Raw genomic sequence first — 25,221 nt, forward strand, 5'->3', positions numbered from 1 at the left:
TAAATCCCCTTCTGAAAAATGTCAAAAGGGGATTTATATCTTATTGAAAGAATTACTTTCTCTTCAAAACTTTCAAAGATTTTTCTACGATGCTTTGAGCGTTCAATCCGTATTTGTTCATCAAATCTTCTGGTGTTCCTGATTCTCCAAACACATCATTTACCGCTACAAACTCTTGTGGTACAGGATTTTTCAACGCCAATACTCTGGCAACACTTTCGCCCAATCCTCCCAACATATTGTGCTCTTCAGCAGTTACCACACATTTTGTTTTCGCTACAGATTTCAAAATTGCTTCTTCATCCAATGGTTTGATGGTATGGATGTTGATAACTTCGGCAGAAATTCCTTGAGCTTCCAAAGTTTCAGCTGCTTGGAGAGCTTCCCATACCAAATGTCCTGTTGCTATAACCGTTACATCTGTTCCTTCTGAAAGTACAATGGCTTTTCCGATTTCAAACGGCATATCCTCAGGGATAAAATTTGGAACTACTGGACGACCAAATCTCAAATAAACCGGTCCTTGGTGTTCGGCAATTGCAATGGTAGCTGCTTTGGTTTGGTTGTAATCACAAGTGTTGATAACCGTCATTCCTGGCAACATTTTCATCAATCCGATGTCTTCCAAAATTTGGTGCGTTGCACCATCTTCTCCCAAAGTAAGTCCTGCGTGTGAAGCACAGATTTTTACATTTTTCTCAGAATACGCCACCGATTGACGAATTTGGTCATATACGCGACCCGTAGAAAAGTTGGCAAATGTACCTGTAAATGGAATTTTTCCACCAATGGTCATACCTGCCGCCAAACCAATCATATTTGCCTCGGCAATTCCCACTTGGAAAAATCTTTCTGGGTGATTTTTGTTGAATTCGTCCATTTTCAACGAACCAATCAAATCAGCACAAAGTGCTACTACATTTTCATTTGTTTTTCCCAATTCAGCCAATCCCGCTCCAAATCCAGAACGTGTATCTTTTTGACCTAATACTGTATATTTTTTCATTTTGTTTACTTCTAAAATTTTTAAATTATTGGTTATTCTAAAATTTTTGTGAAACTATTAATCAATTTTTCACCACATAGTCACATAGTTTATTACCTCTGAGAAACTGAGATTTCTATAAAAATCAGAAATGCTACGCTTTTAGAGAAATCATAAGTTACAACAACTGTAAAACATTGAAGTCATCTTGATTTTTTCCTCACGCAGCCCCTCTACAGAAAAGGAAGTTTCTCACGCAGATTTTACAGATTGGCACAGATTTTTTGAAATGATAAAAAAAATGTATTTAAAAACGATTAAACTTTCAGTTTAAAGCTGATTACCAGAGATTTTTTTTGATAAATCAAAAAAAATAATCATCATAATTTATATATCTGCTCCCGTTAGTTATCAGGAATCGCTAAAATATAGCGTAAGGATGATAAAATTGATAATCTGTGTGAAACCATTTGAAATACATTTCACAAAAATTTTATCTATGACTATTTAATTCAAAGCCATCCTCTAAAATAGAAAATAGTTTCAATAAACACTCATTTCCAATTGCTTATAGCCCAATTTATCCCACCAAATACGGGATGCCAATAGCTAAAGGTGTATTAATAATCTTGTAATGTAGAAATGTTTTGAGCCAAAGCCGTTTCCAATTGCTCATCATTTGGAAGCTTTTCCGTGCCAAGCATGTGTGTGCATCATAAAGTCCACACCGTAACCCATTTCTGTTTTTAGCAAAACCATCACTGGTTTTCCTTTTCCTGTTCTTGTTTTTGCTTCTGACAATCCGTTGATTACAGTTTCGATGTCATTTCCTTTTTCTATTTCCAACACATCCCAACCAAAAGCTTCGAATTTGTTTTTCAAACTTCCCATATTCAAAACTTCGTCTGTAGGTCCGTCGATTTGTTTACCATTCAAATCTACTGTCGCGATGATATTGTCCACATTTTTTGCAGAAGCATACATAGCTGCTTCCCAATTTTGTCCTTCTTGCAATTCACCGTCTCCCAACAATACATAAACTAATTTTGAATCGTTGTTCATTTTTTTAGCTTGAGCCGTTCCTATAGCCACCGACAAACCTTGTCCTAACGACCCCGATGCCATACGTACACCTGGCAAATGCGAGTGAGTAGTAGGGTGTCCTTGTAATCTCGAGTCGATTTTTCTAAAAGTAGCTAATTCGCTCACTGGAAAGTATCCGCTACGAGCTAATACACTGTAAAATACAGGTGATATATGACCATTTGAAAGGAAAAACACATCCTCATTGATTCCATCCATTGAGAAATCTTTGTTGTTTTCCATCAATACTTGATAAAGAGCTACGAAATATTCTACACAGCCCAAAGAACCACCTGGATGCCCTGAGTTTACTGCATGTACCATGCGTAAAATATCTCTTCTTACCTGAACGATTAAATCTTGTAATTGTTGCGTGTTTGGTTTCATTTAGAAATTGAATTATTTGTGGGTACAAATATACTTTATTTTATTTTTTTAGTTAATGATATTTAGTAGAAAAAATGAGTTTTATTGTTTATTTAACTTAAAACTATAAATGTATTGATACTACGGTCAAACGTTAACAGACTATTCAACATTGGTTTGTAGCAGAAAATTTGATAATTAATTAGTAAAGAAATGAAATATTCTGATATAAAATTGTTTCTTTATCGAAAGAAATTATATCTTTGTAGTTGGATTAAAAATAAAATATATTAATTGAAACATTTAAATAAAAAAACAAGATGAAAGATTTGTTGAAAAAATTTGAGAATAAAAAGCCTGAAGTTGTATTTCATTGGTCTGATAGCGAAACAGAAGCTGAAGGATGGGCTGTAATTAATTCATTGCGTGGTGGTGCTGCAGGTGGTGGCACTCGTATGCGTAAAGGGTTGGATATGAACGAAGTACTTTCGTTAGCAAAAACAATGGAAGTGAAGTTTACAGTTGCAGGACCAGCAATCGGTGGTGCAAAATCAGGTATCAATTTTGATCCAACAGATCCACGAAAAGAGGGAGTATTGAAAAGATGGTACAAAGCGGTTTTCCCATTGTTGAAAAACTATTATGGTACAGGTGGAGATTTAAATGTGGACGAAATCCACGAAGTAATCCCTATGACTGAAGATTGCGGTTTGTGGCATCCACAAGAGGGGGTTTTCAACGGACACTTCAAACCAACGGAAGCAGAAAAAATAAACCGTATTGGTCAATTGCGTCAAGGAGTAGTAAAAGAAGTTACAGATGCTGCGTATTCTCCATCGGTTGAGAAAAAAATCAAAGTAGCTGATTTGATTACTGGATACGGAGTAGCAGAGGCAGTGCGTCATTTCTACAATACTTTTGGAGGTGATATTAAAGGAAAACGCGTAATTGTTCAAGGATTTGGAAATGTAGGAGCTGCGGCTGCTTACTATTTCGCAGAAATGGGAGCTAAAATCGTAGGAATCATCGACAGAGACGGTGGTATTATGAATCCAAATGGATATTTGTTTGAAGAAGTAAAAGAATTGTTCTTGAACAAAAACGGAAATACTTTGGTAGCTGATAATATGGTGCCTTTTGCAGAAATCAACGAGAAAATCTGGTCTATGGGTGCAGAAATTTTCGCTCCATGTGCGGCATCGCGTTTGGTACAACAATCTCAAGTTGACGCAATGATTGCTTCAGGATTGGAAGTGATTACTTGTGGTGCCAATGTGCCTTTTGCTGACAAAGAAATTTTCTTTGGCCAATTATGGAATACACAGATTCAAAAGTAGCATTGATTCCAGATTTTATTTCAAACTGTGGTATGGCAAGAGTTTTTGCTTATTTTATGGAGAAAAAAGTTTCTTTAAACGACAAAGAAATTTTCGAAGACGCATCAAATACAATCAAAAAAGCTATCGAGGCTATTTACGCTACTCACAAAGAGAAAACAAATATCTCGGCTAAAGCTTTTGAAATTGCATTGGCTCAATTAGTATAATAAAATTCAAGTATAAAAAATGTTTACGATTTTACAAGTACCTGCAACCGATACTTTAAATCAAGTTACCCAAGTTGCAGAAAATCAAACACAAGAACCGATTGTAAAAGAAACTTCATTGTATGAATTGATTTTCAGCGGTGGAATTATTGGGCAATCTATTATGGTATTGTTGTTTGTAATGTTGTTTGCTGTTCTTTTTATCTATATCGAAAGATGGTTAACGCTAAAATCAACAACCAAAGTAGATGCTAACTTTATGCCTCAAATCAAAACGATGTTGTCGCAAGGAAAGTTAAGCGAAGCTCGTTCGTTTTGTAAAGCAGCCAACACTCCTGTTGCTCGTGTCATAGAAAAAGGAATTTCTCGTATCGGAAAACCTATCGAACACATCAATATGGCAATGGAAAACGCTGGTAAAGCAGAGGTGTATCATTTAGAGAAAAATACACATTATTTAGCTACTCTTTCGGGTATTGGACCTATGACAGGATTTTTAGGCACTGTAGTAGGTATGGTATTGGCTTTTAGAGAAATGGCTGAAGCAAAATCATCGAGAATTGATATGAGTATGTTGTCTGAAGGGGTTTATACCGCAATGATGACAACGGTTTTCGGATTGATTGTAGGAATTATCGCATATTTGGGATACAACCACATCATCGGAAAAATTGATAGATTTTCTCATAAATTAGAAGCGGAAGGAGCAGACTTTTTTGATTTGTTAAACGAACCTGCATAATTTATGAATATCAAAGGTAAAAGAAGAGTTTCTACGCAGTTCAATATGTCTTCGATGACGGATATTATCTTTCTGTTGTTGATATTTTTCATTGTTGCATTGACGACAATGACTTCTACCAACGCATTGGATTTGGTATTGCCTACATCCGAAGGAAAATCTGACGAAGTAGAAACCGTAGCTGTAAGTATCGATGACCAATTGAACTTCTTTGTGGATCAAGACCAAACATCTACCGAAGTGATAGAGGAAGTCCTTGCAGAAAAGTTGAAAGATCAGCCTCAGAAAAACATTGTTTTGCACGTAGCAAAAGGTGTAGCAATCGAAGAGGCGGTGTTTATTATGGATATTGCCTATCGCAACAATTATAATGTGGTATTGGCTGTAGAACCTAAGTAAAATATGACTTTTTTAAACACAACATCTGAAAAAAAATCATTTTTGATAACCACAATAGTATTTTTGATACTATTGTTGGTTATCTTTTTGTATAAATTCCAGACTATAGAACAAAACTTTTTGCAACAAGGTGGTGAAATAGCTATTCGCTTTGGTCAGCATAATGCTGGACAAACTCCTAAAAGTGAAAAAGAAAGACCTGCGGCTCCTGTAGAAACACCTTCGCAACCTACGGAAACACCTAAACAACCAACTCCAACAAAAGTAGTTGATAAAAAGGTAGTTACTCAAGATAAAGTGGCAACAAAACCCATAGTCGCAGCGGAGAAAGTTCAAAAAAAAGAGGTAAGAAAACCAACGAATCAACCAACGAACCGTACATCTACTCAAACGCAAACGAAACCAACGCAAAACACGACAAGAAAACCATCAAATTCGGCTTTAGACAATATCTTAGCAGGAAGGAATTCGGGGAGTGGTAATCAAGCAGGTACGGGAGATGATGGAGTTCCTGGAAACAAAGGAAGAATCGACGGTGATCCGTATGCCAATAGTTATTATGGGGCGGGTAGAGGACAAGGAATTGGTTCTGGAAACAGTTGGGGATTGAGCGGTCGCAGTTTGGTAAGTCACAATATTTTCAAAGCAGATTGTAACGAAACAGGTACGGTAGTCATCCAAGTAACTGTAAACAAACAAGGACAAGTAACCAACGCAAAACAAGTGATGAGTGGTACGACAAATAGTGCCCCATGTTTGGTAGAACCTGCATTGAAAACCGCACGAACCTTTCGCTGGAAAGCAGATAGCAATGCACCAGCAAGTCAAATAGGATTTGTAGCGATTACATTTAGAAATTAATAAAAAAACAAAGTGTCAAAACTATCGATTTCTGATAAACTTATAAGATGTTCTAATTTAAAATTTTTATAATTGGTTTGAAACATTTCATCACAGTCATCACAAGGGACACTATCCCCCAAAGTGTGTGAGTTAAAAAAGTTATTTCTGAAATTTTTTAACTTACACAGATTATTAAATACTACCTATTTAGATGGTGTATGATTTTCCCAGTCAAAGTTACCAAATTTTCTTAACCAATTCAATACTGTATTTCGACCTTGAATTCCGTATTTTTTAGTAGCTGCTGTAACGGAGATTTGTCCAGATTCAACTTCTTTTACCACACTGAGTTTAAAACTCATATTGTAATCCTTTTGGGTACGTTTTACATACTTTTCCATAATAACGATTCTTTTTGTGTATCGCTATTTCAGGACTAGACATACATTTTTAATAAAAAAATCTGTTCGATAGTTCGAACAGATTTTTTTGTATTGTATGAAATTATGAATTCTTATAATTGAGGTCCAGCTACTACCAAAGATTTACCTTCCTCGTTGTCTGTATAATTTTTGAAGTTTTCTACAAACAATTTCGCTAAATCAGTAGCTTTCGTTTCCCATTCTTTTGCATCAGCGTAAGTGTTTCTTGGGTCTAAAATGTTGGTATCTACACCTTCCAAAGTCGTTGGAACCTCAAAGTTGAAGATTGGAACAATAGTTGTTTCGCAGTTTTCGATAGAACCATCCAAGATACGGTCGATGATTGCACGAGTATCTTTGATAGAAATACGCTTACCTGTACCGTTCCATCCTGTGTTTACCATATATGCAGTAGCGTTGTGTTCTTCCATTTTCTTTACCAACTCTTCACCGTATTTTGTAGGGTGCAAGCTAAGAAAGCTTTTCCGAAACAAGCAGAGAAAGTAGGTTCTGGTTGTGTAACACCTCTTTCCGTTCCAGCCAATTTTGCTGTAAATCCAGAAAGGAAGTAGTATTTCGTTTGTTCTGGCGTCAATTTAGAAACTGGTGGCATTACTCCAAAAGCATCTGCTGTCAAGAAGATTACTTTTTTTGCATGACCTGCTTTAGACACTGGTTTTACGATGTTTTCAATGTGTTCGATTGGGTATGAAACACGTGTGTTTTGTGTAACCGAACCATCTGTAAAGTCGATTTTTCCGTTGGCATCAACGGTAACATTTTCCAATAAAGCGTCACGCTTGATAGCTGCGAAAATTTCAGGTTCGTTTTCTTTTGACAAGTCGATTGTTTTTGCATAACAACCACCTTCAAAGTTGAATACACCGTCGTTATCCCAACCGTGCTCATCGTCTCCGATTAATTCACGTTTAGGGTCTGTTGACAAAGTTGTTTTTCCTGTACCAGACAATCCAAAGAATACAGCCACATCACCGTCTTTTCCTTTGTTTGCCGAACAGTGCATTGAAGCGATTCCTTTCAATGGTAAATAATAGTTCATCACTGAGAACAATCCTTTTTTCATCTCACCACCGTACCAAGTACCACCGATTAGCTGTATTTTTTCAGTAAGATTGAACGCAATATATACTTCAGAATTTAATCCGTGAGCTTTGTAATCTTTAAATGAAGTTTTAGAGGCGTTGATTACCACGAAATCTGGTTCTCCAAACGATTTCAATTCCTCCTCTGTAGGACGGATAAACATATTTTTTACAAAGTGTGCTTGCCAAGCTACTTCAGTGATAAAGCGAACTTTTAAGCGAGTATCTTCGTTTGCACCACAATATGCGTCGATGATGTATAATTTTTTTCCGGACAATTGTTCTGCTACGTTTGTTTTTAGAGCATTCCAAGTGTCTTGAGAAATTGGTTTGTTGTCGTTTTTAGCATGCTCAGAAGTCCACCAAATTGTATTTTCTGTAACAGCGTCTTTTACGATGTATTTATCTTTAGGTGAACGACCAGTAAATACTCCAGTCATTACATTTACAGCACCTAATTCGGTAACTTGTCCTTTTTCGTATCCTTGTAAATTTGCATCAGTTTCTGCAATAAACAACTCTTCGTATGTTGGATTGTAAGCCACTTCGCTTACATCTTTGATTCCATACTTATCTAATTGTAATGTATCCACAAGACTCATATTGTAATTTTAAATCTTTTGTTAATATTAATTTTGGGCAAACTTAGTAAATAAAAACCATACAAAAGCTATTATTTGTCAGTTTTTTGAGAAAAAGTATAAAAACATAGAAATATCCATGCAATAATCAATAATGTTCCTCCAATTGGAGTTACAGGCCAAAGAAATTTTAGGTTCATTCCCATCAAATCTTGAGTTGCTAATAAGTAAATCGAACCTGAAAACATAATCGTTCCTAATAATGTCAGAATATGCAATGTTTTTCGTTGTTTATCCGAAAGAAAATTTATCAATCCGACAAACAATAAAAAGATGGCATGATACATTTGATAGCGAACCCCCGATTCAAAACTTGTCAATTGATCTATAGTTAATATTTCTTTTAAACTATGAGCACCAAACGCTCCCAAAATGATACTTATTGCTCCTAAAATAGCACCTGATAAGATGATGTTTTTGTTCATGTTTTGTAGTTTTTATGCAAAGGTAAGGTTTTGTGATTAAAAATTCAATGACATTTTTTGAATATAATGGCACAGTGATTGACCAATATACCATCTTATAATTAGAAGTATGTTTTTTAGTTAAAAAATATGCTTTTTTCTGACATTTTGACAATATTTACCGATGAAAAAAGAAAATATTATTACTATTGACAATTTGACACTTCCCGAATTGGACAGTAATGCAGAATTTATTCCATTATTGACTCCTGAAGAAGAAGAGGAAATGTCATTGATTGAAATTCCTGATACTTTATGTATTTTGCCTTTGAGAAATTTGGTGTTGTTTCCTGGTGTTGTGATTCCGATTACAGCTGGGAGAAGCAAATCTATGAAGGCGATTGAATATGCTCAACAAAACAATCAAATGATTGGGGTAGTTGCACAGAAAAATGAAAAAATAGACGACCCTACTAAAAATGATTTGTATGAAATAGGTACCATTGCAAAAATCTTGAAAGTTGTAAAATTACCCAATGGAAATTATACCGTATTATTACAAGGTCAAAGAAGATTTCATTTGGAAGAAATTTTCGAAGATAAACCATTTATAAAAGCTATTGCAAAACCAGTTTCAGAGTCATTTGAAGGGGTAGAAGAGTCAGAGTTTCCTTTGATTATAGAGTCTATCAAAGATGTGGCAACGGATATGATTCACAGCAATGAAAATATTCCGTCGGAAATGTCTTTTATCATCAAGAATATTGAAAGCGGACAGTTTTTAATCAATTTCGTTTCGTCAAATATGCAGATTTCTGTTGAAGAAAAGCAATCTTTGTTGGAAAGATTCGACCTTAGAGATCGTGCATTGGCTACTTTGCAATTGATGCAAACCGAATTGCAAAAATTGAAGTTGAAAAACGATATTCAACACAAGACTCGAATGGAAATGGACAATCAGCAAAAGGAATATTTCCTAAATCAGCAGATTAAAACCATTCAAGAGGAATTGGGCGGAGGAACGCACGAGGCAGAAATCGAAGATATGAAAAAGCGTGGCAAACAAATGAAATGGAATGCCAAAACAAACGAACACTTCGAAAAAGAGTTGAGCAAAATGCAACGCTTGCATCATCAATCTCCAGATTTTGCTTTGATGAGAAATTACTTGGAATTGATGTTGGAATTGCCGTGGAATGTGTATTCTGAAGATGTTTTTGACTTGAAAAAGGCAAAAGAGCTTTTAGATAAAGAGCATTACGGATTGGAAGATGTGAAAAAACGCATTTTAGAACATATGGCTGTTTTGAAATTGCGAAACGATATGAAATCGCCTATTTTGTGTTTGTACGGTTCCTCCTGGTGTAGGAAAAACTTCTATTGGAAAATCAATAGCTGATGCGTTGGGTAGGGAATATGTGCGATTTTCTTTAGGAGGATTGCGTGATGAAGCCGAAATTCGCGGACATAGAAAAACCTATATCGGTGCAATGCCAGGTCGTATTTTGCAAAATTTGAAAAAAGCCAAAACATCAAATCCTGTTTTTGTATTAGACGAAATTGATAAATTGTCAAATTCGCACAATGGAGACCCATCGTCTGCTTTGTTAGAAGTGCTTGATCCAGAACAAAATAAAGAGTTTTACGACAACTTTTTAGAGATAGGTTACGACTTGTCTAAAGTAATGTTTGTGGCTACATCTAATAGTTTGAATACCATTCAACCCGCTTTGCTCGATCGTATGGAAATTATCGAAATGAATGGATATACCATCGAGGAAAAGGTAGAAATTACCAAACAACATTTGTTGCCCAATCAGTTGAAAGAACACGGATTGGACAAAAAAGTCATTCAATTGGGTAAAAAACAATTGGAATTTATCATTTCTCGCTATACAAGAGAATCAGGTGTTCGCTCATTAAATAAATTAATGGCTCAAATTGCTCGATTTATAGCCAAATCATTGGTGATGGAAGAGGAATTTAATTCAAAACCTACTGAAGAGGATATAATCACTATTTTAGGAGTGCCAAAATTTGACAATGATATGTACGAAAATAACGAAACTTCGGGGGTTGTTACAGGATTGGCTTGGACACGAGTAGGAGGTGATATTTTATACATTGAGTCTATTTTGTCAGAAGGTAAAGGCGGACTGACTATGACGGGAAATTTGGGTACAGTAATGAAAGAATCTGCTACGATTGCTTTGGAATACATCAAGGCGTATGCGGAAGATTTTGGAATAAAACCCGAATTATTTGAAAAATACAAAGTGCATGTGCATGTACCCGAAGGAGCTACACCAAAAGACGGACCAAGTGCTGGTATAGCAATGCTTACCGCTATGGTTTCGGCATTTACACAAAAACGAGTAAAGAAAAACCTGGCTATGACAGGAGAAATTACCTTGAGAGGAAAAGTATTGCCAGTAGGTGGTATCAAAGAAAAAATATTAGCAGCTAAAAGAGCCAATATCAAAGAAATCATTTTGTGTAAGCAAAACCAACGCGATGTAGAAAAAATCAATCCAGATTATATCAAAGGATTGACTTTCCATTATGTAGATCATATGGAAGAAGTACTCAACATTGCGATTACCAACCAAAAGGTGAAAAATTATCGAAAGAAGTTGGAAAATTAAAATAGTAAGTAAATAATCCAGCCATATTAAAAAATGGCTGGAATTTTTTATGAAAAAATAGAGATACAACCAATAGTTTGATATATTTGTAAATTATTAAAAGCTAAAAAGATGAAACAAGTCGTTCAAGCACTGTTATTGGGGGTATCATTAACTTCATTTTCTCAAAAATATACAGAATGGAAAGATTATTATTCTTATAACCAGATTGTAGAGATTGATGCAGAATATTCCAAGACATTTTATGCTACAGAAAATAGTGTAATTATTCACAACGATATAACCAATGAAAAAGAAATTTTCAATTCAATAAATGGATTGAAAATAGCAGATATAACTACAATGGCTTATAGTCCTACAAACAAAAAAATTATAGTAGGAAATGCAAAAGGAGAAATAGCACTTATTTCTGTTTCAAATGGCAATGTTCAATATATCAATGATATTGTAAATAAATCAAATTTGCTATCAGAACAGAAGAAAATCACTAAAATAGTTGTACGAAGTGGCAATGCATATATTGCGACAGGATATGGGGTTTCAAAGTTTTTGTTGAATAGTAATACATTTGGAGATACGTATTATTTAGGTGAAAATGGGACTGAAATATTGATTAAAGACGTTGCTGTAAGCAATCAGTATCTATTTGTAATAGATGAGAATGGGCATTTGAGAAGAGGAAAAATTTCTGAAAATTTGGTCAATGTAAACAAATGGGCTACATTGAGTAATGAAGTTTGGGATAATATTGAAATTTTAGGTAATGAGTTGTATGCATATAGAAATAATGCTTTGTTCAAATACAATGGAAGTACGTTTGTAGATGTAAAACTATTTGATGCAACAGTAAAAGAGATGACTGTTTTTGGAAACAATCTTACATTGATATTTGAGGATAAAATGTTTGTGTTGAATACTTCAAATACAATGCAATACAATTTTCAATCGGTTGAAAATTTGACTAATTTTACAACAGGAATTTACAAAAATCCAACATACTCATTTGTAGGAACAAATGAAAATGGATTGTACAATAGCATTTCGAAGCAAAAAATTTCACCAGAAGGGCCATATAGCAATAAGGTAATCAAAGTGAGAAATTCTCCGAACAACGAATTGTGGTTTTTATATGGAGGACATAGGAATTATAATCCATATCCATTAATCAAAGCACCAATTTCTTTTTTGAGAAATAATAAATGGGAATTTATCCCTACAGAGCAACATAATATTCCGGCGGTTTCTGATGTAGCTTTTCCTCCGTTTGATGATAGTATTATGTATATCACAAGTTTTTATACAGGGATTATTGAAGTAAAAAATTATAAACAATCTGTAAATGATTTTGAATATAAATTTTATAACGCTTTCAATGGATATCCAATTTCCGCAATGCATATAGATAATTCAGTAAGGGTAAATGGTATTTCATTTGATTCTGAAGGAAATGGTTGGTTTATGTCTTCTCTTGCACCTAATGAGTTGCATAAATTTGATAAAAATCACAACTTTACATCCTATCATTTATCCTCAGATTTTTCAGATTCCTTTAAACCTGTTGTTGATAAAAATGGTACTGTGTGGGCGCCTACTAGAGGTAAAGGTTTGTTTGGATTTAATGAAAAGCAATCAAATAAGTTGTATGTTATTACAACAGAAAATGGTTTAGTATTTAATTTTATAGAAAGTATAGCTGTAGATAAAAATAATCAATTGTGGATAGGAGGATTTAGTAGTTTAAGAATATTACCAAATGTAAATCAATTTTTAACTTCCAACAATTTAACGGTTACTCCTATAATCTTCGAAGAAAATGGAATTGGATCAGAATTGTTTGAAGATCAAAATATTTCACAAATCAAAGTTGACGGAGCAAACAATAAATGGATTGCAGTAGCAGATGCTGGGGTATTTTGTGTTTCATATAATGGACAAGAAACATTACATCATTTCGACACAACCAATTCACCTTTGTTGAGCAATAATATTCATTCTATCGAAATAAATGAGTTGACAGGAGAGGTAATTTTTGGTACGGAAAAAGGAGTTGTTTCCTTTTTCAATCCTACTTCATCTACAACCAGAGACAATTTAGATGAGTTGTACGCCTTTCCAAATCCAATGCGACCAGAATTTGTAGGTGATGTAAAAATTGTAGGATTGACGGAACGTTCAAATGTAAAAATTGCTGACGTAGCAGGAAATTTAGTCTATGAAATAGTTGCTAATAGTGGTACAATCACATGGGATACAAGGGATTTCTTTGGAAATAAAGTTCCTTCTGGAGTTTATACTGTTTTTGTAAGTGATAACCAAGGTGCTCAAATAGGAACTACAAAAATTGCAATCGTAAGATAAACAATGGTCACAACTCAAGCTATAGTGTTGAATGTAGTAAAGTATCAAGAGAAAAATCTGATTGTAAAATGCTTTACTGAAACAGATGGAATTAAAACATTTTTTGTGAGAGGAGCGGTCAAAAAATCTTATTTTCAACCGCTCAATCTTTTGCAAATTTCTTTTCAATCTCGCAATAAAAGTGAATTGTTTCATTTTAAAACAGTTGAAATTCTTCACCCCTATCAATCTTTGCAATTGGACTATAAAAAAAGTGTAGTTGTTTTTTTTCTTAGTGAATTTCTATATAAAATATTACGAGAAGAATACGCACAAAAGGAATTGTTTCATTTTATAAAAAACACTTTGTTGTTTTATGATTCTGTACATTGGAATCCTGATTTTCATATTTGTTTTTTGATGAAAATTACTAAATATTTAGGATTTTATCCAGATGATTCTACAGTTGAAAATCCCTATTTCAATGTAAAAGAAGGTGGATTTGAATCAGTATTTTCATATAATTGTTTGCCAATAGAGGAAAGTGATTATATTAAAAAAGCTATGCTTACACAATGGGATAAAGTTACTATTTTTAATGGAAACGAACGAAAAAAAATAGTAAAGACCTTATTGAATTATATTCAACTGCACAGTCATTCTAAAAACGAATTTCAATCTCTACAAATTGTAGATGAATTAATGTAAAAAAAAATGACTAAGGAAAATAATTTGCAATTCTTACGATTGCTGTTAGCATTTATGGTTTTTGTAACTCATTTTATAGAGTTGTCGGGTTTTACATCGCTTACTTTTGCAAGAAATTTTCATTATGCTATTTATGCATTTTTTGTTGTGAGTGGTATGTTGATATATGCTAGTGTTGAAAAAAATGATAAAAAAACTTATTTCAAAAATAGATTTTTACGTATATATCCCGCATATGCTTTTGTAATTTTGTTTTTTTCGGTTCTTTTGTTTTTTGTATCAAAACTTACTTTAAAAGAATACTTTTCTAATGAATATTTATCTTATTTAGTTAATAATTTATCTTTCCTAAATTTTTTAAAACCTTGCATTCATGATGTCTTTGCTTTAAATCCAGATAATTGTGCCGTGAATGGTTCGCTTTGGACGATAAAAATCGAAGTAATGTTTTATATATTTGTTCCTGTATTATTCTTTTTGATTAAAAATAAAAGTAGAATTACAGCAAATATTTGTTTGGCATCTCTATATTTAATGTCATTTATTTATTTTTATTATTTTAATGAAATTCAACAAAATAATTTGTATGCTAAACAATTTCCAGGAGTGTTAACTTATTTTGTATCAGGAATATTGCTTTATAAAAATTTTCATTATTTTAAGAGAAATATAATATGGTTTATATTTCCTGCTTTGTTTTTTTTACAATATAAAACGTCATTGTTATTTCCGTTTAGCATTGCAATGATAGTGTTTTTTGTTGCATTCAAACTTCCATATTTTTCAAAATTAGATTTTAAAAATGATTATAGTTATGGATTGTATTTAGTACATTATCCAATAATTCAAACGATAGCATCATTCGATTTTCAAAATGAAAATCCTATATTTTATAATGTAATAGTAGTTGTATTAGCTTGTTTATTTTCTTATTTTCTATGGCATTTTATTGAAAAGCCAGTATTGAAATTAAGATAAAAATTGTGATTTAACTTATTTGATTTTTTTTACTTAATTAATCCTGTTCTATTTATGGAATTATTTTGAATAAGTATGAATATTATTTTTTTAATAAATACGAATTGAACATTTTTTTATAAATTTTCACACATTCTACTGCTTCTTTCACATCGTGGACTCTCAAGATTTTAGCTCCTTTTAGTAGAGAAATGGTGTGGAGTGCTGTCGTTCCGTTGAGGGCATCTTCTGGATTGTTATCGAGTAATTTATAAATCATTGATTTTCGAGATAAAGCCGAAAGTAAAGGGACTTCCAATAATTGAAAAACTTCTAATTTTGAAAGGATTTCATAATTTTGGTCAAGTGTTTTTGCAAATCCAAATCCAGGGTCGATAATGATATCTTTGATACCTGTTTGACGAGCTTTGGAGATTTGTTGCGAAAAATAATACATCATTTCTTTTACAATATCCTCGTAATTAGTAAGGTGTTGCATGGTTTTCGGTGTCCCTTTGGAATGCATCAAAATATAAGGAACGTTGTATTTTGCAACTGTTTCAAACATTTTTACATCTGCTATTCCTCCCGAAACATCATTGATGATATGAGCACCAGTTTTTAGACATTCTTCAGCTACATTTACACGAAATGTATCAATAGAAAATAGTGTGTTCGGAAATTGTTTTACAGCTTCTTTTACAATCGGTAAAATTCTATCAATTTCTTCTTTTTCAGAAACTTCTGGTGCATTTGGTCGAGTTGAGTAGCCTCCAATGTCGATAATAGAAACACCGTCATTGATCATTTTTTCTATCTGTGAAAGTGCATTTGACAAATGGTTAAATTTTCCTCCATCAAAAAAAGAATCGGGAGTTGCATTTAAAATTCCCATTACGATAGGTGCCTCTAAGGATAGTAATTTTCCATTGCAATTAATGGTATGGCTCATAAAAGTAATTGAATAGTTAATTAGTGAATTTTCATTTTTTATTTGGTTATTTACTTTCCAAATATTAAACCCATTTAAACTTTTAAAAGAGTAAAAGTTCCAAGAATTTTTAGCATTTTTGCTGTTGGATAACAACATGAAAATCAAGGAAATTTGAGCAAATATACGATAAAAAAATGGATTCTTCCTTATTTGAGTACAGGAAAAAGAGGATTTAAAGCAAAATTTGATTTATCATTGATTTTTCTTCTGATAATCAAACGATTAAAAAAAGGCTGTTAATGGAGAAAACTTCCAGTAGAAATGTATTTTAAAGACCAAAAAATAAGCTATCAAACGGTTTATTATTTACTCAAATATCTATCAGCTCCCATTAATCCTCCTAATCGCAAAATGTTTAATTTTGATAAATTTTCTTTTAACTGATTTTCAAAGTAAAATAAAGTTTTATCTAAATTTTTAATTGAATTATTTTCTTCTGTAAAAATACATTCTTTTTCGGAGTAAATTCCCACTGAACTCATCAAAAAACTTTGTCCATTATACCCGTTGATAAAATGCTTTAAATTGTTTAATCGATGGAAAAGCTACCTTTCTTCCATTTTTTTTGAAAAGGGAATTGCTAATATTAAAATGTCCAATTGGTCGAGTTGTTCCCATCGGTTGATGGTAATTTTTTCATCAAAATTTATTTTTTTTGTTGTAAACCCAATAGAAAAAAGTTCGAATTCTTTGGAAGTTGTAGTAGCAAAAATTTCAAACTTATCTTGCAATACAAACCCTATTTTTTTACCCAACCATCCACATCCAATTATTCCTAATTTTTTCATAGAGCAAAAATACGAAAAATTGCGATTTTTTGTATTTAAAATAAAAGAAATTAACACTATATTACGAATATTTATTTTCATATATTCGTTTTATACTATTGGATTTTCTTACTTTTGTACTCAAAATTTTTATCATGAAAAAAGTAGGCTTGTTTGTAGCACTGTTTGTTTTACCCATACTTACATATTTGTTTTTTGCTTTGGGGATTAATGACTTTATGAAACTTCCTATCGTTACGGAGCAGGTAAGAGAACTTCCACAATGGAAAACTCTTTCAGAGGAAAACGAAAATCCTCAATTGAAAAATAAAATTACTATTTTGGGATTTACAGGTTCAGATATTTCGTCTATAAAAGGAAATTTGACCAATTTGGCTCATAAAATCTATTCAAAAAACAAAGATTTTGTAGATTTCCAGGTAGTTTATGTAGCACCCAATGGTTTGCAAAGTGAAATTTTAGACTTACTAAATGAAATGCAACGTACCATTGATATGAAAAATTGGTATTTTGTCTTTGCTACAAACGAAGAAATTCTATCGTATTATAATCAATTGCATTTGGTTGGAAATCTTTCTGAAAATACTGGTACAACGCAAGTTTATATCATTGATAAAGAGTTGAATTTGCGAGGAAGAAAAGGTAAAAACAAAAAAGGCGAGGAGGAGTATCGCGAAGGATATAACACGGCATCGGCCGCTGATTTGCACAACGAAATGGCAGACGATGTCAAGGTGATTTTAGCGGAATATCGTGCGGCTTTGAAGAAAAACAATCGTAAAGATAATATCACGGAATAGATTTTTATGTTTTTTAATGCTGATTAGATTTTCGCTGATATTTTTTTGATTTATCAAAAAAAAATAAAATCTAGGGTAATCTGCTTTAAACCGTAGGTTTAATCGTTTTAAGTATAGTTTTCTTAAACCATTTTAGAAAAAATCTGTGATTATCTGCGAAATCTGCGTAAAAAAAAGTCAAGATAATTTCATCTGCTAAAATCGAAGTAACCACGATGAAAATTAATTTATTTTCTACGTGAAATAAAAAAATAAAACTATGTCAGAATCAAACAATCACAAAAAGAATTATTCGTATGTATGGATTTCGTTTATCGTGTTGATATTCGGAATATTGGTCGTGCCAAAAATCATTAAAAGATTTACTAGCGAATCGGTGGTGGACAATAAGCGAATTGTTTCAAAAACCAACGAAAATGCACCTTTGGAAAAGATTGGAACAATGCCCAAGTTTTCGTTTACCAATCAAGATGGACAGGTATTGACACAAGATTATTACAAAGGAAAAGTGTTTGTTGTTGAGTTTTTCTTTGTCAATTGTCCTACTATTTGTCCGATTATGAACAAAAATATGAGAGTGTTGGACGAACATTTTTATACCTATGCAGATTTTGGAATTGCTTCATTTTCAATAGATGAAGAAAACGATACGCCTGAAGTTCTGAAACATCACGCCGAAGAATTGGGAGTGCAATCACCACATTGGCAGTTTTTTACAGGAAATGAAGACGAAATTTTTGCATTTGCCAATAAATTTAATTTATACGCAGCTGCCAATCCGAATGCCCCAGGTGGATTTGAACATTCGGGAATGTTTGCCTTAATCGACAAAAATGGTAAAATCCGTTGTAGAGCAGATGAATACGGAAATCCTATCGTGTTTTATGATGGCACAGAAGAAGCAGGCATCGAAATGCTAAAACAAGATATTGAAAAATTGTTGAAGGAATAGAAGGGATTTGGATCCCATATAAGAGGTGACAGGAATGAGATGATTTGGAAATTTCGAAATTTCTGTATAGTCTCTAATACGAAATGTCATTTCGACGAAAGAAGAAATCTCTCATAAATTAAGCAAGTAAACACACGAAGGCATCCCGCATTTGACGGGAAAGGTAAACGAGCGAAGCTATTAAACGTCGAAAGCAAATAAACGCCCACAGGGGATTAATAAACTATCAATGGAACAAAACAAACAATTAGAAAAGACTTACAAAAAATGGATTATCGCGTTGTCGGTAATAATTCCAGTTGCGGTAGCAGCGTTATTTGGTATCAATTTGAAAAAAATGGGGTACGATGTAGACCCCTTGACATTTTTACCTCCCATTTATGCAGCCATCAACGGATTGACAGCAATTTTGTTGTTTTTGGCTGTAAATGCAATCAAAAAAGGAAATCGTTTGTTGCATGAAAAATTAATCAAATTTGCAATGGCGTGTTCAGTTGCGTTTTTGGTTATGTATGTGGCTTATCATATGACTTCGGAATCAACACCTTATGGAGGTGATGGAATGTTGAGATACATTTATTTCTTTATTTTGATTACACACATCGTGTTGTCGATTGTAATCATTCCGATTGTTTTGATAACTTACATGAGAGGAATTTTGAGCGACTATACCAAGCATAAAAAAATCGCACGAACTGCGTATCCTTTGTGGATGTATGTAGCCGTTTCGGGAGTAATTGTTTATTTGATGATTTCGCCGTATTATGCAAGTTAAACGATTTTTACCCTATATTTTTGGAATATTTTTTCTATTCCAAAACACAGCATCGGCACAATGTGCAATGTGTAGAGCGGTGCTCGAAAGCGAGGGCAGTGGCAACACAGCTCAGGCGGTAAATGACGGTATCGTATATTTGATGGTAGTTCCCTATTTACTGCTGATTGTAGTAGGGTGGGGGATTTACCGAGTGATGAAAAACAAAAAGCCAAAAACCGATGAATAATTGGATTTTACACATTGAAACCGCAACAAAAAAATGTTCGGTTGCCTTGGCAAAAAATGGAGAATTGATTGTACTTCGAGAGATTTTGGAGGAAAAATTCAACCATGCTGAAAAACTACATGTATTGTTTGAAGAATTGTTCCAAGAAGCACAGATTAGTTGGAAAGAATTATCAGCAATATCGGTTAGCAAAGGTCCAGGTTCTTACACAGGTTTGCGAATAGGCGTTTCATCGGCAAAAGGATTGTGTTATGCGTTGAACATTCCGTTGATTAGTGTCAATACATTGGAAATCATTGCCCGACAATTGCAAGTAGCAGAGGGGGAACAAATCGTTTCGATGATAGATGCTCGAAGAATGGAAGTATTCGCAGCAATTTATGACAATCAATATAATGAAATCAAGCCAACCTACGCTTGGATTGTAGAAGAAAATCCATTTTCAGAGGGAATCTATCATTTGGTAGGAGATGGAGCTATGAAATGTCAGAATATTTTAAAAGGAGAAAATATTCACTATTACCTAGAAATTCAACATCCATCAGCCAAAGAAATGGTACAGATAAGTTATCAAAAATATTTAAATAAAATATTTGAAGATGTTGCCTATTTTGAACCGTTTTATTTAAAAGATTTTCATTTAACCCAAAAACCGTAGGGGTTAATGACAATTAATCCAAATGAAAAAATAAATAATTGATGTTTATAGGTTTATAAAATTCTCAATTTTAATAATTAATGAAATAATATTATATTATGGAAGGGATTATACTTTTTGAAAAAAAATAAGAAGTTATTATTATGTAGAAAAGGAAGAATGGTATTTTTCATTGGTAGATATTGTAGAAGTATTGACAGGTTCTATAAATCCAAGAGATTATTTAAAGAAAATTAGAAAAAGGGATTTAGAGTTAAATTCTTTCCTGGGGACAAATTGTCCCCAGGTACCAATGGTTACAGAATCAGGTAATAAAAGAAAAACATTAGCAGGAACTGTTGAGTAAATTATTCGTCTAATTCAATTAATACCAAGTCCTAAAGCAAAACCTTTTAAGCAATGGTTAGCAAAAGTTGGTTATGAAGGATTACAGGAAATTCAAGATCCAAGTCAAAGTTTAGATCGTGCAAGAGAAAACTGGCAAAAAATGGGGCGTTCTGAAAAATGGATTCAACAAAGAATGACAGGACAAGAAACGAGAAATAAACTCACGGATTATTGGTAAACTTCAGGAATCACAGAACAAAATCAATTTGCAATTTTGACAAATATTATTCATCAGGAATGGAGTGGCTTAACGGTGAAAGAGCATAAAGAGTTAAAAGGATTGAAAAGTCAAAATCTGAGAGACCACATAACTGAGGTAGAGCTTCTTTTTACAACTTTGGCAGAACTTTCTATAAGACAAATAGCAGAATCAGATAATGCAAAAGGAATGAAAGAAAATGCAAAAGCTAGTAAAAAAGGAGGAGAAGTTGCCAAAAATGCAAGAATAGAATTAGAACAAAAGACAGGAAAAAATGTAGTAACAGGAGAAATTTTTTTACCTCCAAAAAAGAAAAATATAAAATAAATTTTAAACCCTGTTTCCTCCTAACAGGTATTCTCCCCTTTGGGGATAGGGGGCTGATATGAAAAACCTACAAATGGTGGACTTAAAAAGTCAGTACCAACATATTAAAGAAGAAATCAATCAAGGAATACAAGAAGTATTAGAAACGACAGCATTTATTAACGGCCCAAAGTACACGAATTTCAAAAGTCATTGGAAGACTACTTAGGAGTAAAACATGTGATTCCGTGTGCCAATGGTACCGATGCATTGCAAATCGCTATGATGGGATTGGGATTGAAACCAGAAGATGAAGTCATCACAGCCGATTTTACATTTGCTGCTACGGTAGAGGTAATTGCCTTGTTACAGTTGACACCAGTTTTGGTAGATGTGGATATGGATACGATGAATATTTCGGTAGAGGCAATCAAAAAAGCGATTACGCCAAAAACCAAAGCCATTGTACCAGTTCATTTGTTTGGTCGAGTTGCCAATATGGACGAAATTATGGCAATTGCCAAAGAACACAATTTGTTTGTTATCGAAGACAACGCTCAAGGAATCGGTGCGGATTATGAAACCAACGGAATAACTGTAAAAACAGGAGCAATTGCACATGTGGGAGCTACTTCGTTTTTTCCGTCAAAAAATTTGGGATGTTACGGAGATGGAGGAGCTATTTTTACCAATGATGACGAATTGGCTCATACGATTAGAGGAATTGTTAATCACGGAATGTATGTGAGATATCATCACGATGTAATAGGGGTAAATTCGCGTTTAGACAGTATTCAAGCGGTGGTGTTACAAGCAAAATTACCACATCTGGATAGTTACAATCAAGCGAGAAGAACGGCAGCGAAAAAATACAACGAGGCCTTGAAAAATCATGCTGCGATTGTAGTTCCACAATTTGATGAAAGCAAAAACGACCACGTTTTTCATCAGTATGTTTTGAGAATTACCAATGGAAAACGCGATGCATTATTGGCACATTTGCAAGAAAAACAAATTCCATGTGCGATTTATTATCCGATACCATTGCATAAGCAAAAAGCCTATTTAGCCCCAAGATACAAAGAAGAAAACTTTGTAATAACCAATCAGTTGAGTAATGAAGTAATTGCCTTACCAATGCACACCGAATTGACGGATGAACAAATTCAATACATTACTCAAACGATATTGGAGTTTTTGGGATAAATTTTTATTTTCCCTAAAAATGTCCTATTTTTGAATCTTAAAACAAGAAAATTAGAATATGAAATTACTTCGAATAAAAAATATGGTGAGTTCACGATGTATTTTAGTCATCGAGCGATTGATGGAAGATATGGGGTTTGAACTCAATGATGTGGATTTAGGTGTGATAGAGTTTCACGAAGCAATTACATTAGAAGACCGTAATAAAATTGAAAAGGCCATTCAATCTTTGGGATTTGAAATATTGGATGAAAAAAAAAGTTTGTTAGTAGAAAGAATAAAAAATCAAATCATCGAATTGGTTTCAAAAGATCTCAATGATTTACAAATTACCTTACCCGAATATTTGCAAAGTAAATTGCAGATTGAATACGATGTTTTGGAAGAATTATTTTCACAGCAAGAGTCGCAATCTATTGAACAGTTTTACACTTTACAAGAAATAGAAAAGGTAAAAGAATTGTTGGTGTATGAAGATTTTACACTTTCAGAAATAGCTTTTAAACTCAATTACAATTCTTCGGCAAGTTTGAGTGCACAGTTCAAAAAAATAACAGGATTGCCCCCTTCTCATTTTATGGAAATTAAAAAACAAAAACAAAATATTATTAATCAAATCAATTGATAAAAATGAAATTATTAGAAAATAAAGTAGCGATTATCACAGGAGCTACACGCGGAATTGGTAGAGGAATTGCTATCGAGTTTGCAAAGCAAGGAGCAGATGTTGCCTTTACTTACAGCTCGTCTGTACAAGCAGCTACAGAATTGGAAAACGAATTGATTGCTTTGGGAGTAAAAGCAAAAGGATACCAATCAAATGCAGCAGATTTTGAACAATCACAAAAATTGGTAGATGAAATTTTGGAATATTTTGGTACCATCGATGTATTGATCAACAATGCAGGAATTACCAAAGACAATTTGTTGATGAGAATGTCTGAAGCTGATTATGACGAAGTAATTGCAGTGAACTTGAAATCAGTTTTCAACATGACCAAAGCTGTACAACGTACTTTATTGAAAAACCGCAAAGGTTCGATTATCAATATGAGTTCCGTTGTAGGTGTAAAAGGAAATGCAGGTCAAGCAAATTACGCAGCATCAAAAGCTGGAATTATTGGTTTTTCTAAATCTGTAGCTTTGGAATTAGGTTCGAGAAATATTCGTTGTAACGTAATTGCACCAGGATTTATTGAAACAGAAATGACTGCAAAATTAGGTGAAAATGTAGTAAAAGGTTGGATAGACGCCATTCCTTTGAAAAGAGGAGGGAAGCCAGAAGATATTGCAAATGCATGTGTTTTCTTAGCATCAGATTTGTCAATCTATATCACAGGACAAGTATTGAATGTTGACGGAGGAATGTTGACATAATTAATTATAAATAAAAAACGGTTTTTCAATTGAAAAACCGTTTTTTATGGATATCATTCAGATTATTTATTTGCTTCAAAATGTAAGTAACCTGCTTTTTTGATGCGTTTGCTTACATCGTTTGTTTTGATAGTATATTCAACAATGTAGTAATAAGTACCTGTTGGAACTTTTTCACCTGGATTGATTACACCTTTACCTTCGGCATATCCTCTAAACACATTACCGTTGCTGTCATAATTTTCAGTGTGGTAAATTTCTCTACCCCATCTGTTGAAGATACGTACTGTGTTTTCAGGATATCTTTGAATGTTTTTGATGTAGAAATAATCGTTGTTTCCGTCGTTGTTGTCAGTTACAACATTATGAATAACCACATCTCCTTCTTCAATCCAATCTTTTTTGATTCTACCCAAAGTAAATACGCCGTAGTTTTCCATTTTTACAGGTGTAGTAACTGTTTTACTTGCAAAATCTACTACCCCTCCTTCGTCAATCCACAATTTTTCAGCTTCATCCCAACGAACCACGCGTAACAATTCTGTTTTGTTCCCTAATAATTCAGTTGGAGTTGTACGCTCGTCCCAAGATAAAGTTACTAAAACTTGGCTGTCAGTAGGGTGGTCTTTTTTGATAATCCAATATTCTTTGTTGTCTATCAATTCGATACTACCTTCTTTATCTTTATGAGGATATTGAGTATTAGAATTAATGAGGAAATATTCGCCTGTAAAACTATCAGCTTCTAAAGCAGGAGCAGAAATACTTGCAAAACGGTAGTATCTACCATCACCAATTGGATATTTGAATTGTTCGTTTCCTATTTTTTCAACCTCTCCATCTACGTGTGATTTATCAGCTGTATTAATGTGATTGGCACCTTTTAGAAATACAAACGCACCACCGTTTTCATGATCCATATATACAATACCATCCGAAAAATTTACCAAACCTTTGTAAACAGTTTCGTTTGATATGGTAAATTGAGAAGCATTGTTGAAAATAGCATTGTAGAAATAGCTAGGAGCATTTCCACTAATTTTTTGAATATTGGATTTTTTTCCTTCAAAAACTACATAACCAGTTGTTTTGTTTTGAGTGAAAGAAACGTCACCTTCGTTGTTGTAATCAGCGTAAAAATAAAATTCACCATCATTGATCATTTTTCCACTTGTATGATTTTCGAAATCAAAATAGGTAGAAACAATGGTATGTGGCTCTACAGAAAGCATACCTTTGTTTACGGTTTTAGCCTCTTGAGAAAATACAGAAATATTTGCCAATGCTAAAAAGCTAATTACTATATTCTTTTTCTTCATTATTATTCGATTTGAAGTTAAATTACTAATTTATAATATACCAGTGTACT

The 25,221-nt window shown here is 33.3% G+C and carries 22 protein-coding genes and 5 pseudogenes; 18 read left to right on the top strand and 9 right to left on the bottom strand.

The features are described 5' to 3' along the window. Positions 1–52: 52 nt before the first annotated feature. Both AB4865_RS08950 and AB4865_RS08955 read right to left on the bottom strand, forming a co-directional pair. Positions 53–1,006, bottom strand: a complete 954-nt coding sequence (locus tag AB4865_RS08950; RefSeq protein ID WP_372472926.1) for a transketolase family protein — start codon at positions 1,004–1,006, stop codon at positions 53–55. A 599-nt stretch (positions 1,007–1,605) separates the two neighbouring features. Then, positions 1,606–2,455 (bottom strand): annotated as a pseudogene (locus AB4865_RS08955) (transketolase). A 299-nt stretch (positions 2,456–2,754) separates the two neighbouring features. On the opposite strand from AB4865_RS08955, the pseudogene AB4865_RS08960 reads away from it, so the two are divergent. The 4 genes and pseudogenes from AB4865_RS08960 to AB4865_RS08975 all read left to right on the top strand — a co-directional run bounded on the left by AB4865_RS08960 (position 2,755) and on the right by AB4865_RS08975 (position 5,982). Next, a pseudogene (locus AB4865_RS08960) lies at positions 2,755–3,980 on the top strand (Glu/Leu/Phe/Val dehydrogenase dimerization domain-containing protein). Positions 3,981–3,999: 19 nt separating this feature from the next. Further along, entirely contained in the window at positions 4,000–4,722 is a 723-nt protein-coding gene (locus AB4865_RS08965; protein WP_372472927.1) for a MotA/TolQ/ExbB proton channel family protein, read from the top strand. A gap of 3 nt (positions 4,723–4,725) precedes the next feature. Then, the gene (locus tag AB4865_RS08970) at positions 4,726–5,121 is read left to right on the top strand and encodes an ExbD/TolR family protein (RefSeq protein ID WP_372472928.1); all 396 of its coding nucleotides are present in this window, start codon (positions 4,726–4,728) and stop codon (positions 5,119–5,121) included. 42 nt (positions 5,122–5,163) lie between these two features. Beyond that, complete coding sequence (locus tag AB4865_RS08975; RefSeq protein WP_372472929.1) at positions 5,164–5,982, top strand: energy transducer TonB; 819 nt, start codon at positions 5,164–5,166, stop codon at positions 5,980–5,982. 185 nt (positions 5,983–6,167) lie between these two features. On the opposite strand, the gene AB4865_RS08980 is transcribed toward AB4865_RS08975, so the two are convergent. The 3 genes and pseudogenes from AB4865_RS08980 to AB4865_RS08990 all read right to left on the bottom strand — a co-directional run bounded on the left by AB4865_RS08980 (position 6,168) and on the right by AB4865_RS08990 (position 8,555). Then, positions 6,168–6,365, bottom strand: a complete 198-nt coding sequence (locus tag AB4865_RS08980; RefSeq protein WP_372472930.1) for a helix-turn-helix domain-containing protein — start codon at positions 6,363–6,365, stop codon at positions 6,168–6,170. 113 nt (positions 6,366–6,478) lie between these two features. Beyond that, positions 6,479–8,091, bottom strand: a pseudogene (pckA, locus tag AB4865_RS08985) (phosphoenolpyruvate carboxykinase (ATP)). A gap of 71 nt (positions 8,092–8,162) precedes the next feature. After that, positions 8,163–8,555, bottom strand: a complete 393-nt coding sequence (locus AB4865_RS08990) for a DUF423 domain-containing protein (protein WP_372472931.1) — start codon at positions 8,553–8,555, stop codon at positions 8,163–8,165. Positions 8,556–8,718: 163 nt separating this feature from the next. On the opposite strand from AB4865_RS08990, the pseudogene lon reads away from it, so the two are divergent. The 4 genes and pseudogenes from lon to AB4865_RS09010 all read left to right on the top strand — a co-directional run bounded on the left by lon (position 8,719) and on the right by AB4865_RS09010 (position 15,202). Then, positions 8,719–11,179, top strand: a pseudogene (gene lon / locus AB4865_RS08995) (endopeptidase La). A gap of 111 nt (positions 11,180–11,290) precedes the next feature. Beyond that, positions 11,291–13,537 carry a hypothetical protein gene (locus AB4865_RS09000; RefSeq protein WP_372472932.1) on the top strand — a complete coding sequence of 749 codons (2,247 nt, stop codon included), beginning with the start codon at positions 11,291–11,293 and terminating at the stop codon, positions 13,535–13,537. A gap of 3 nt (positions 13,538–13,540) precedes the next feature. Further along, positions 13,541–14,224 carry a DNA repair protein RecO gene (recO, locus tag AB4865_RS09005; RefSeq protein WP_372472933.1) on the top strand — a complete coding sequence of 228 codons (684 nt, stop codon included), beginning with the start codon at positions 13,541–13,543 and terminating at the stop codon, positions 14,222–14,224. A gap of 6 nt (positions 14,225–14,230) precedes the next feature. Continuing rightward, a complete protein-coding gene (locus tag AB4865_RS09010) occupies positions 14,231–15,202 on the top strand; it encodes an acyltransferase family protein (protein ID WP_372472934.1) in 972 nt (323 codons plus the stop codon). Positions 15,203–15,284: 82 nt separating this feature from the next. Here AB4865_RS09010 and folP read toward each other — a convergent pair whose 3' ends face one another. The 3 genes from folP to AB4865_RS09025 form a co-directional block, all read right to left on the bottom strand. Further along, a complete protein-coding gene (gene folP / locus AB4865_RS09015) occupies positions 15,285–16,133 on the bottom strand; it encodes a dihydropteroate synthase (protein WP_372472935.1) in 849 nt (282 codons plus the stop codon). A gap of 344 nt (positions 16,134–16,477) precedes the next feature. Next, complete coding sequence (locus tag AB4865_RS09020) at positions 16,478–16,657, bottom strand: hypothetical protein (RefSeq protein ID WP_372472936.1); 180 nt, start codon at positions 16,655–16,657, stop codon at positions 16,478–16,480. 63 nt (positions 16,658–16,720) lie between these two features. Beyond that, a complete protein-coding gene (locus AB4865_RS09025; protein ID WP_372472937.1) occupies positions 16,721–16,963 on the bottom strand; it encodes a hypothetical protein in 243 nt (80 codons plus the stop codon). Positions 16,964–17,097: 134 nt separating this feature from the next. Here AB4865_RS09025 and AB4865_RS09030 point away from each other — a divergent pair, with 134 nt between their 5' ends. The 10 genes and pseudogenes from AB4865_RS09030 to fabG all read left to right on the top strand — a co-directional run bounded on the left by AB4865_RS09030 (position 17,098) and on the right by fabG (position 23,852). After that, a complete protein-coding gene (locus tag AB4865_RS09030; protein ID WP_372472938.1) occupies positions 17,098–17,763 on the top strand; it encodes a hypothetical protein in 666 nt (221 codons plus the stop codon). 259 nt (positions 17,764–18,022) lie between these two features. Further along, a complete protein-coding gene (locus AB4865_RS09035; RefSeq protein WP_372472939.1) occupies positions 18,023–18,715 on the top strand; it encodes an SCO family protein in 693 nt (230 codons plus the stop codon). Between the two features lie 229 nt (positions 18,716–18,944). Beyond that, the gene (locus AB4865_RS09040; RefSeq protein WP_372472940.1) at positions 18,945–19,490 is read left to right on the top strand and encodes a DUF420 domain-containing protein; all 546 of its coding nucleotides are present in this window, start codon (positions 18,945–18,947) and stop codon (positions 19,488–19,490) included. Next, on the top strand, positions 19,480–19,719 hold the full coding sequence (locus AB4865_RS09045) for a hypothetical protein (RefSeq protein ID WP_372472941.1): 240 nt from the start codon (positions 19,480–19,482) through the stop codon (positions 19,717–19,719). Before AB4865_RS09040 ends, AB4865_RS09045 begins: the two co-directional genes overlap by 11 nt. Further along, positions 19,712–20,377, top strand: a complete 666-nt coding sequence (gene tsaB, locus AB4865_RS09050) for a tRNA (adenosine(37)-N6)-threonylcarbamoyltransferase complex dimerization subunit type 1 TsaB (protein ID WP_372472942.1) — start codon at positions 19,712–19,714, stop codon at positions 20,375–20,377. The genes AB4865_RS09045 and tsaB overlap by 8 nt, the downstream gene beginning before the upstream one ends. A 172-nt stretch (positions 20,378–20,549) precedes the next feature. Beyond that, positions 20,550–20,723 carry a hypothetical protein gene (locus tag AB4865_RS09055; protein ID WP_372472943.1) on the top strand — a complete coding sequence of 58 codons (174 nt, stop codon included), beginning with the start codon at positions 20,550–20,552 and terminating at the stop codon, positions 20,721–20,723. A 255-nt stretch (positions 20,724–20,978) separates the two neighbouring features. Further along, on the top strand, positions 20,979–21,290 hold the full coding sequence (locus AB4865_RS09060) for a hypothetical protein (RefSeq protein WP_372472944.1): 312 nt from the start codon (positions 20,979–20,981) through the stop codon (positions 21,288–21,290). 58 nt (positions 21,291–21,348) lie between these two features. Next, positions 21,349–22,475, top strand: a pseudogene (locus AB4865_RS09065) (DegT/DnrJ/EryC1/StrS family aminotransferase). Positions 22,476–22,533: 58 nt separating this feature from the next. Beyond that, a complete protein-coding gene (locus AB4865_RS09070) occupies positions 22,534–23,100 on the top strand; it encodes a helix-turn-helix domain-containing protein (protein ID WP_372472945.1) in 567 nt (188 codons plus the stop codon). Positions 23,101–23,105: 5 nt separating this feature from the next. Beyond that, positions 23,106–23,852 (top strand): 3-oxoacyl-[acyl-carrier-protein] reductase, encoded by a 747-nt coding sequence (gene fabG, locus AB4865_RS09075; RefSeq protein WP_372472946.1) that lies wholly within the window; start codon positions 23,106–23,108, stop codon positions 23,850–23,852. Positions 23,853–23,914: 62 nt separating this feature from the next. On the opposite strand, the gene AB4865_RS09080 is transcribed toward fabG, so the two are convergent. Then, entirely contained in the window at positions 23,915–25,171 is a 1,257-nt protein-coding gene (locus AB4865_RS09080) for a gliding motility-associated C-terminal domain-containing protein (RefSeq protein ID WP_372472947.1), read from the bottom strand. Positions 25,172–25,221: the final 50 nt, after the last annotated feature.

Origin of the sequence: Capnocytophaga sp. ARDL2 (assembly GCF_041530365.1) — a bacterium.
Classification (GTDB): Bacteria; Bacteroidota; Bacteroidia; order Flavobacteriales; family Flavobacteriaceae; genus Flavobacterium.

Coding starts and splice junctions, on each gene's coding strand:
- recO (WP_372472933.1), top strand. CDS start 13,541: ATGGTCACAACTCAAGCTATAGTGTTGAATGTAGTAAAGTATCAAGAG.
- AB4865_RS09000 (WP_372472932.1), top strand. CDS start 11,291: ATGAAACAAGTCGTTCAAGCACTGTTATTGGGGGTATCATTAACTTCA.
- AB4865_RS09040 (WP_372472940.1), top strand. CDS start 18,945: ATGGAACAAAACAAACAATTAGAAAAGACTTACAAAAAATGGATTATC.
- AB4865_RS08970 (WP_372472928.1), top strand. CDS start 4,726: ATGAATATCAAAGGTAAAAGAAGAGTTTCTACGCAGTTCAATATGTCT.
- AB4865_RS08990 (WP_372472931.1), bottom strand. CDS start 8,555: ATGAACAAAAACATCATCTTATCAGGTGCTATTTTAGGAGCAATAAGT.
- AB4865_RS09025 (WP_372472937.1), bottom strand. CDS start 16,963: ATGAAAAAATTAGGAATAATTGGATGTGGATGGTTGGGTAAAAAAATA.
- AB4865_RS08980 (WP_372472930.1), bottom strand. CDS start 6,365: ATGGAAAAGTATGTAAAACGTACCCAAAAGGATTACAATATGAGTTTT.
- AB4865_RS08950 (WP_372472926.1), bottom strand. CDS start 1,006: ATGAAAAAATATACAGTATTAGGTCAAAAAGATACACGTTCTGGATTT.
- AB4865_RS09070 (WP_372472945.1), top strand. CDS start 22,534: ATGAAATTACTTCGAATAAAAAATATGGTGAGTTCACGATGTATTTTA.
- AB4865_RS09045 (WP_372472941.1), top strand. CDS start 19,480: ATGCAAGTTAAACGATTTTTACCCTATATTTTTGGAATATTTTTTCTA.
- AB4865_RS09080 (WP_372472947.1), bottom strand. CDS start 25,171: ATGAAGAAAAAGAATATAGTAATTAGCTTTTTAGCATTGGCAAATATT.
- tsaB (WP_372472942.1), top strand. CDS start 19,712: ATGAATAATTGGATTTTACACATTGAAACCGCAACAAAAAAATGTTCG.
- AB4865_RS09030 (WP_372472938.1), top strand. CDS start 17,098: ATGAAAAAAGTAGGCTTGTTTGTAGCACTGTTTGTTTTACCCATACTT.
- AB4865_RS09010 (WP_372472934.1), top strand. CDS start 14,231: ATGACTAAGGAAAATAATTTGCAATTCTTACGATTGCTGTTAGCATTT.
- AB4865_RS09020 (WP_372472936.1), bottom strand. CDS start 16,657: ATGAGTTCAGTGGGAATTTACTCCGAAAAAGAATGTATTTTTACAGAA.
- fabG (WP_372472946.1), top strand. CDS start 23,106: ATGAAATTATTAGAAAATAAAGTAGCGATTATCACAGGAGCTACACGC.
- AB4865_RS09035 (WP_372472939.1), top strand. CDS start 18,023: ATGTCAGAATCAAACAATCACAAAAAGAATTATTCGTATGTATGGATT.
- AB4865_RS08965 (WP_372472927.1), top strand. CDS start 4,000: ATGTTTACGATTTTACAAGTACCTGCAACCGATACTTTAAATCAAGTT.
- folP (WP_372472935.1), bottom strand. CDS start 16,133: ATGAGCCATACCATTAATTGCAATGGAAAATTACTATCCTTAGAGGCA.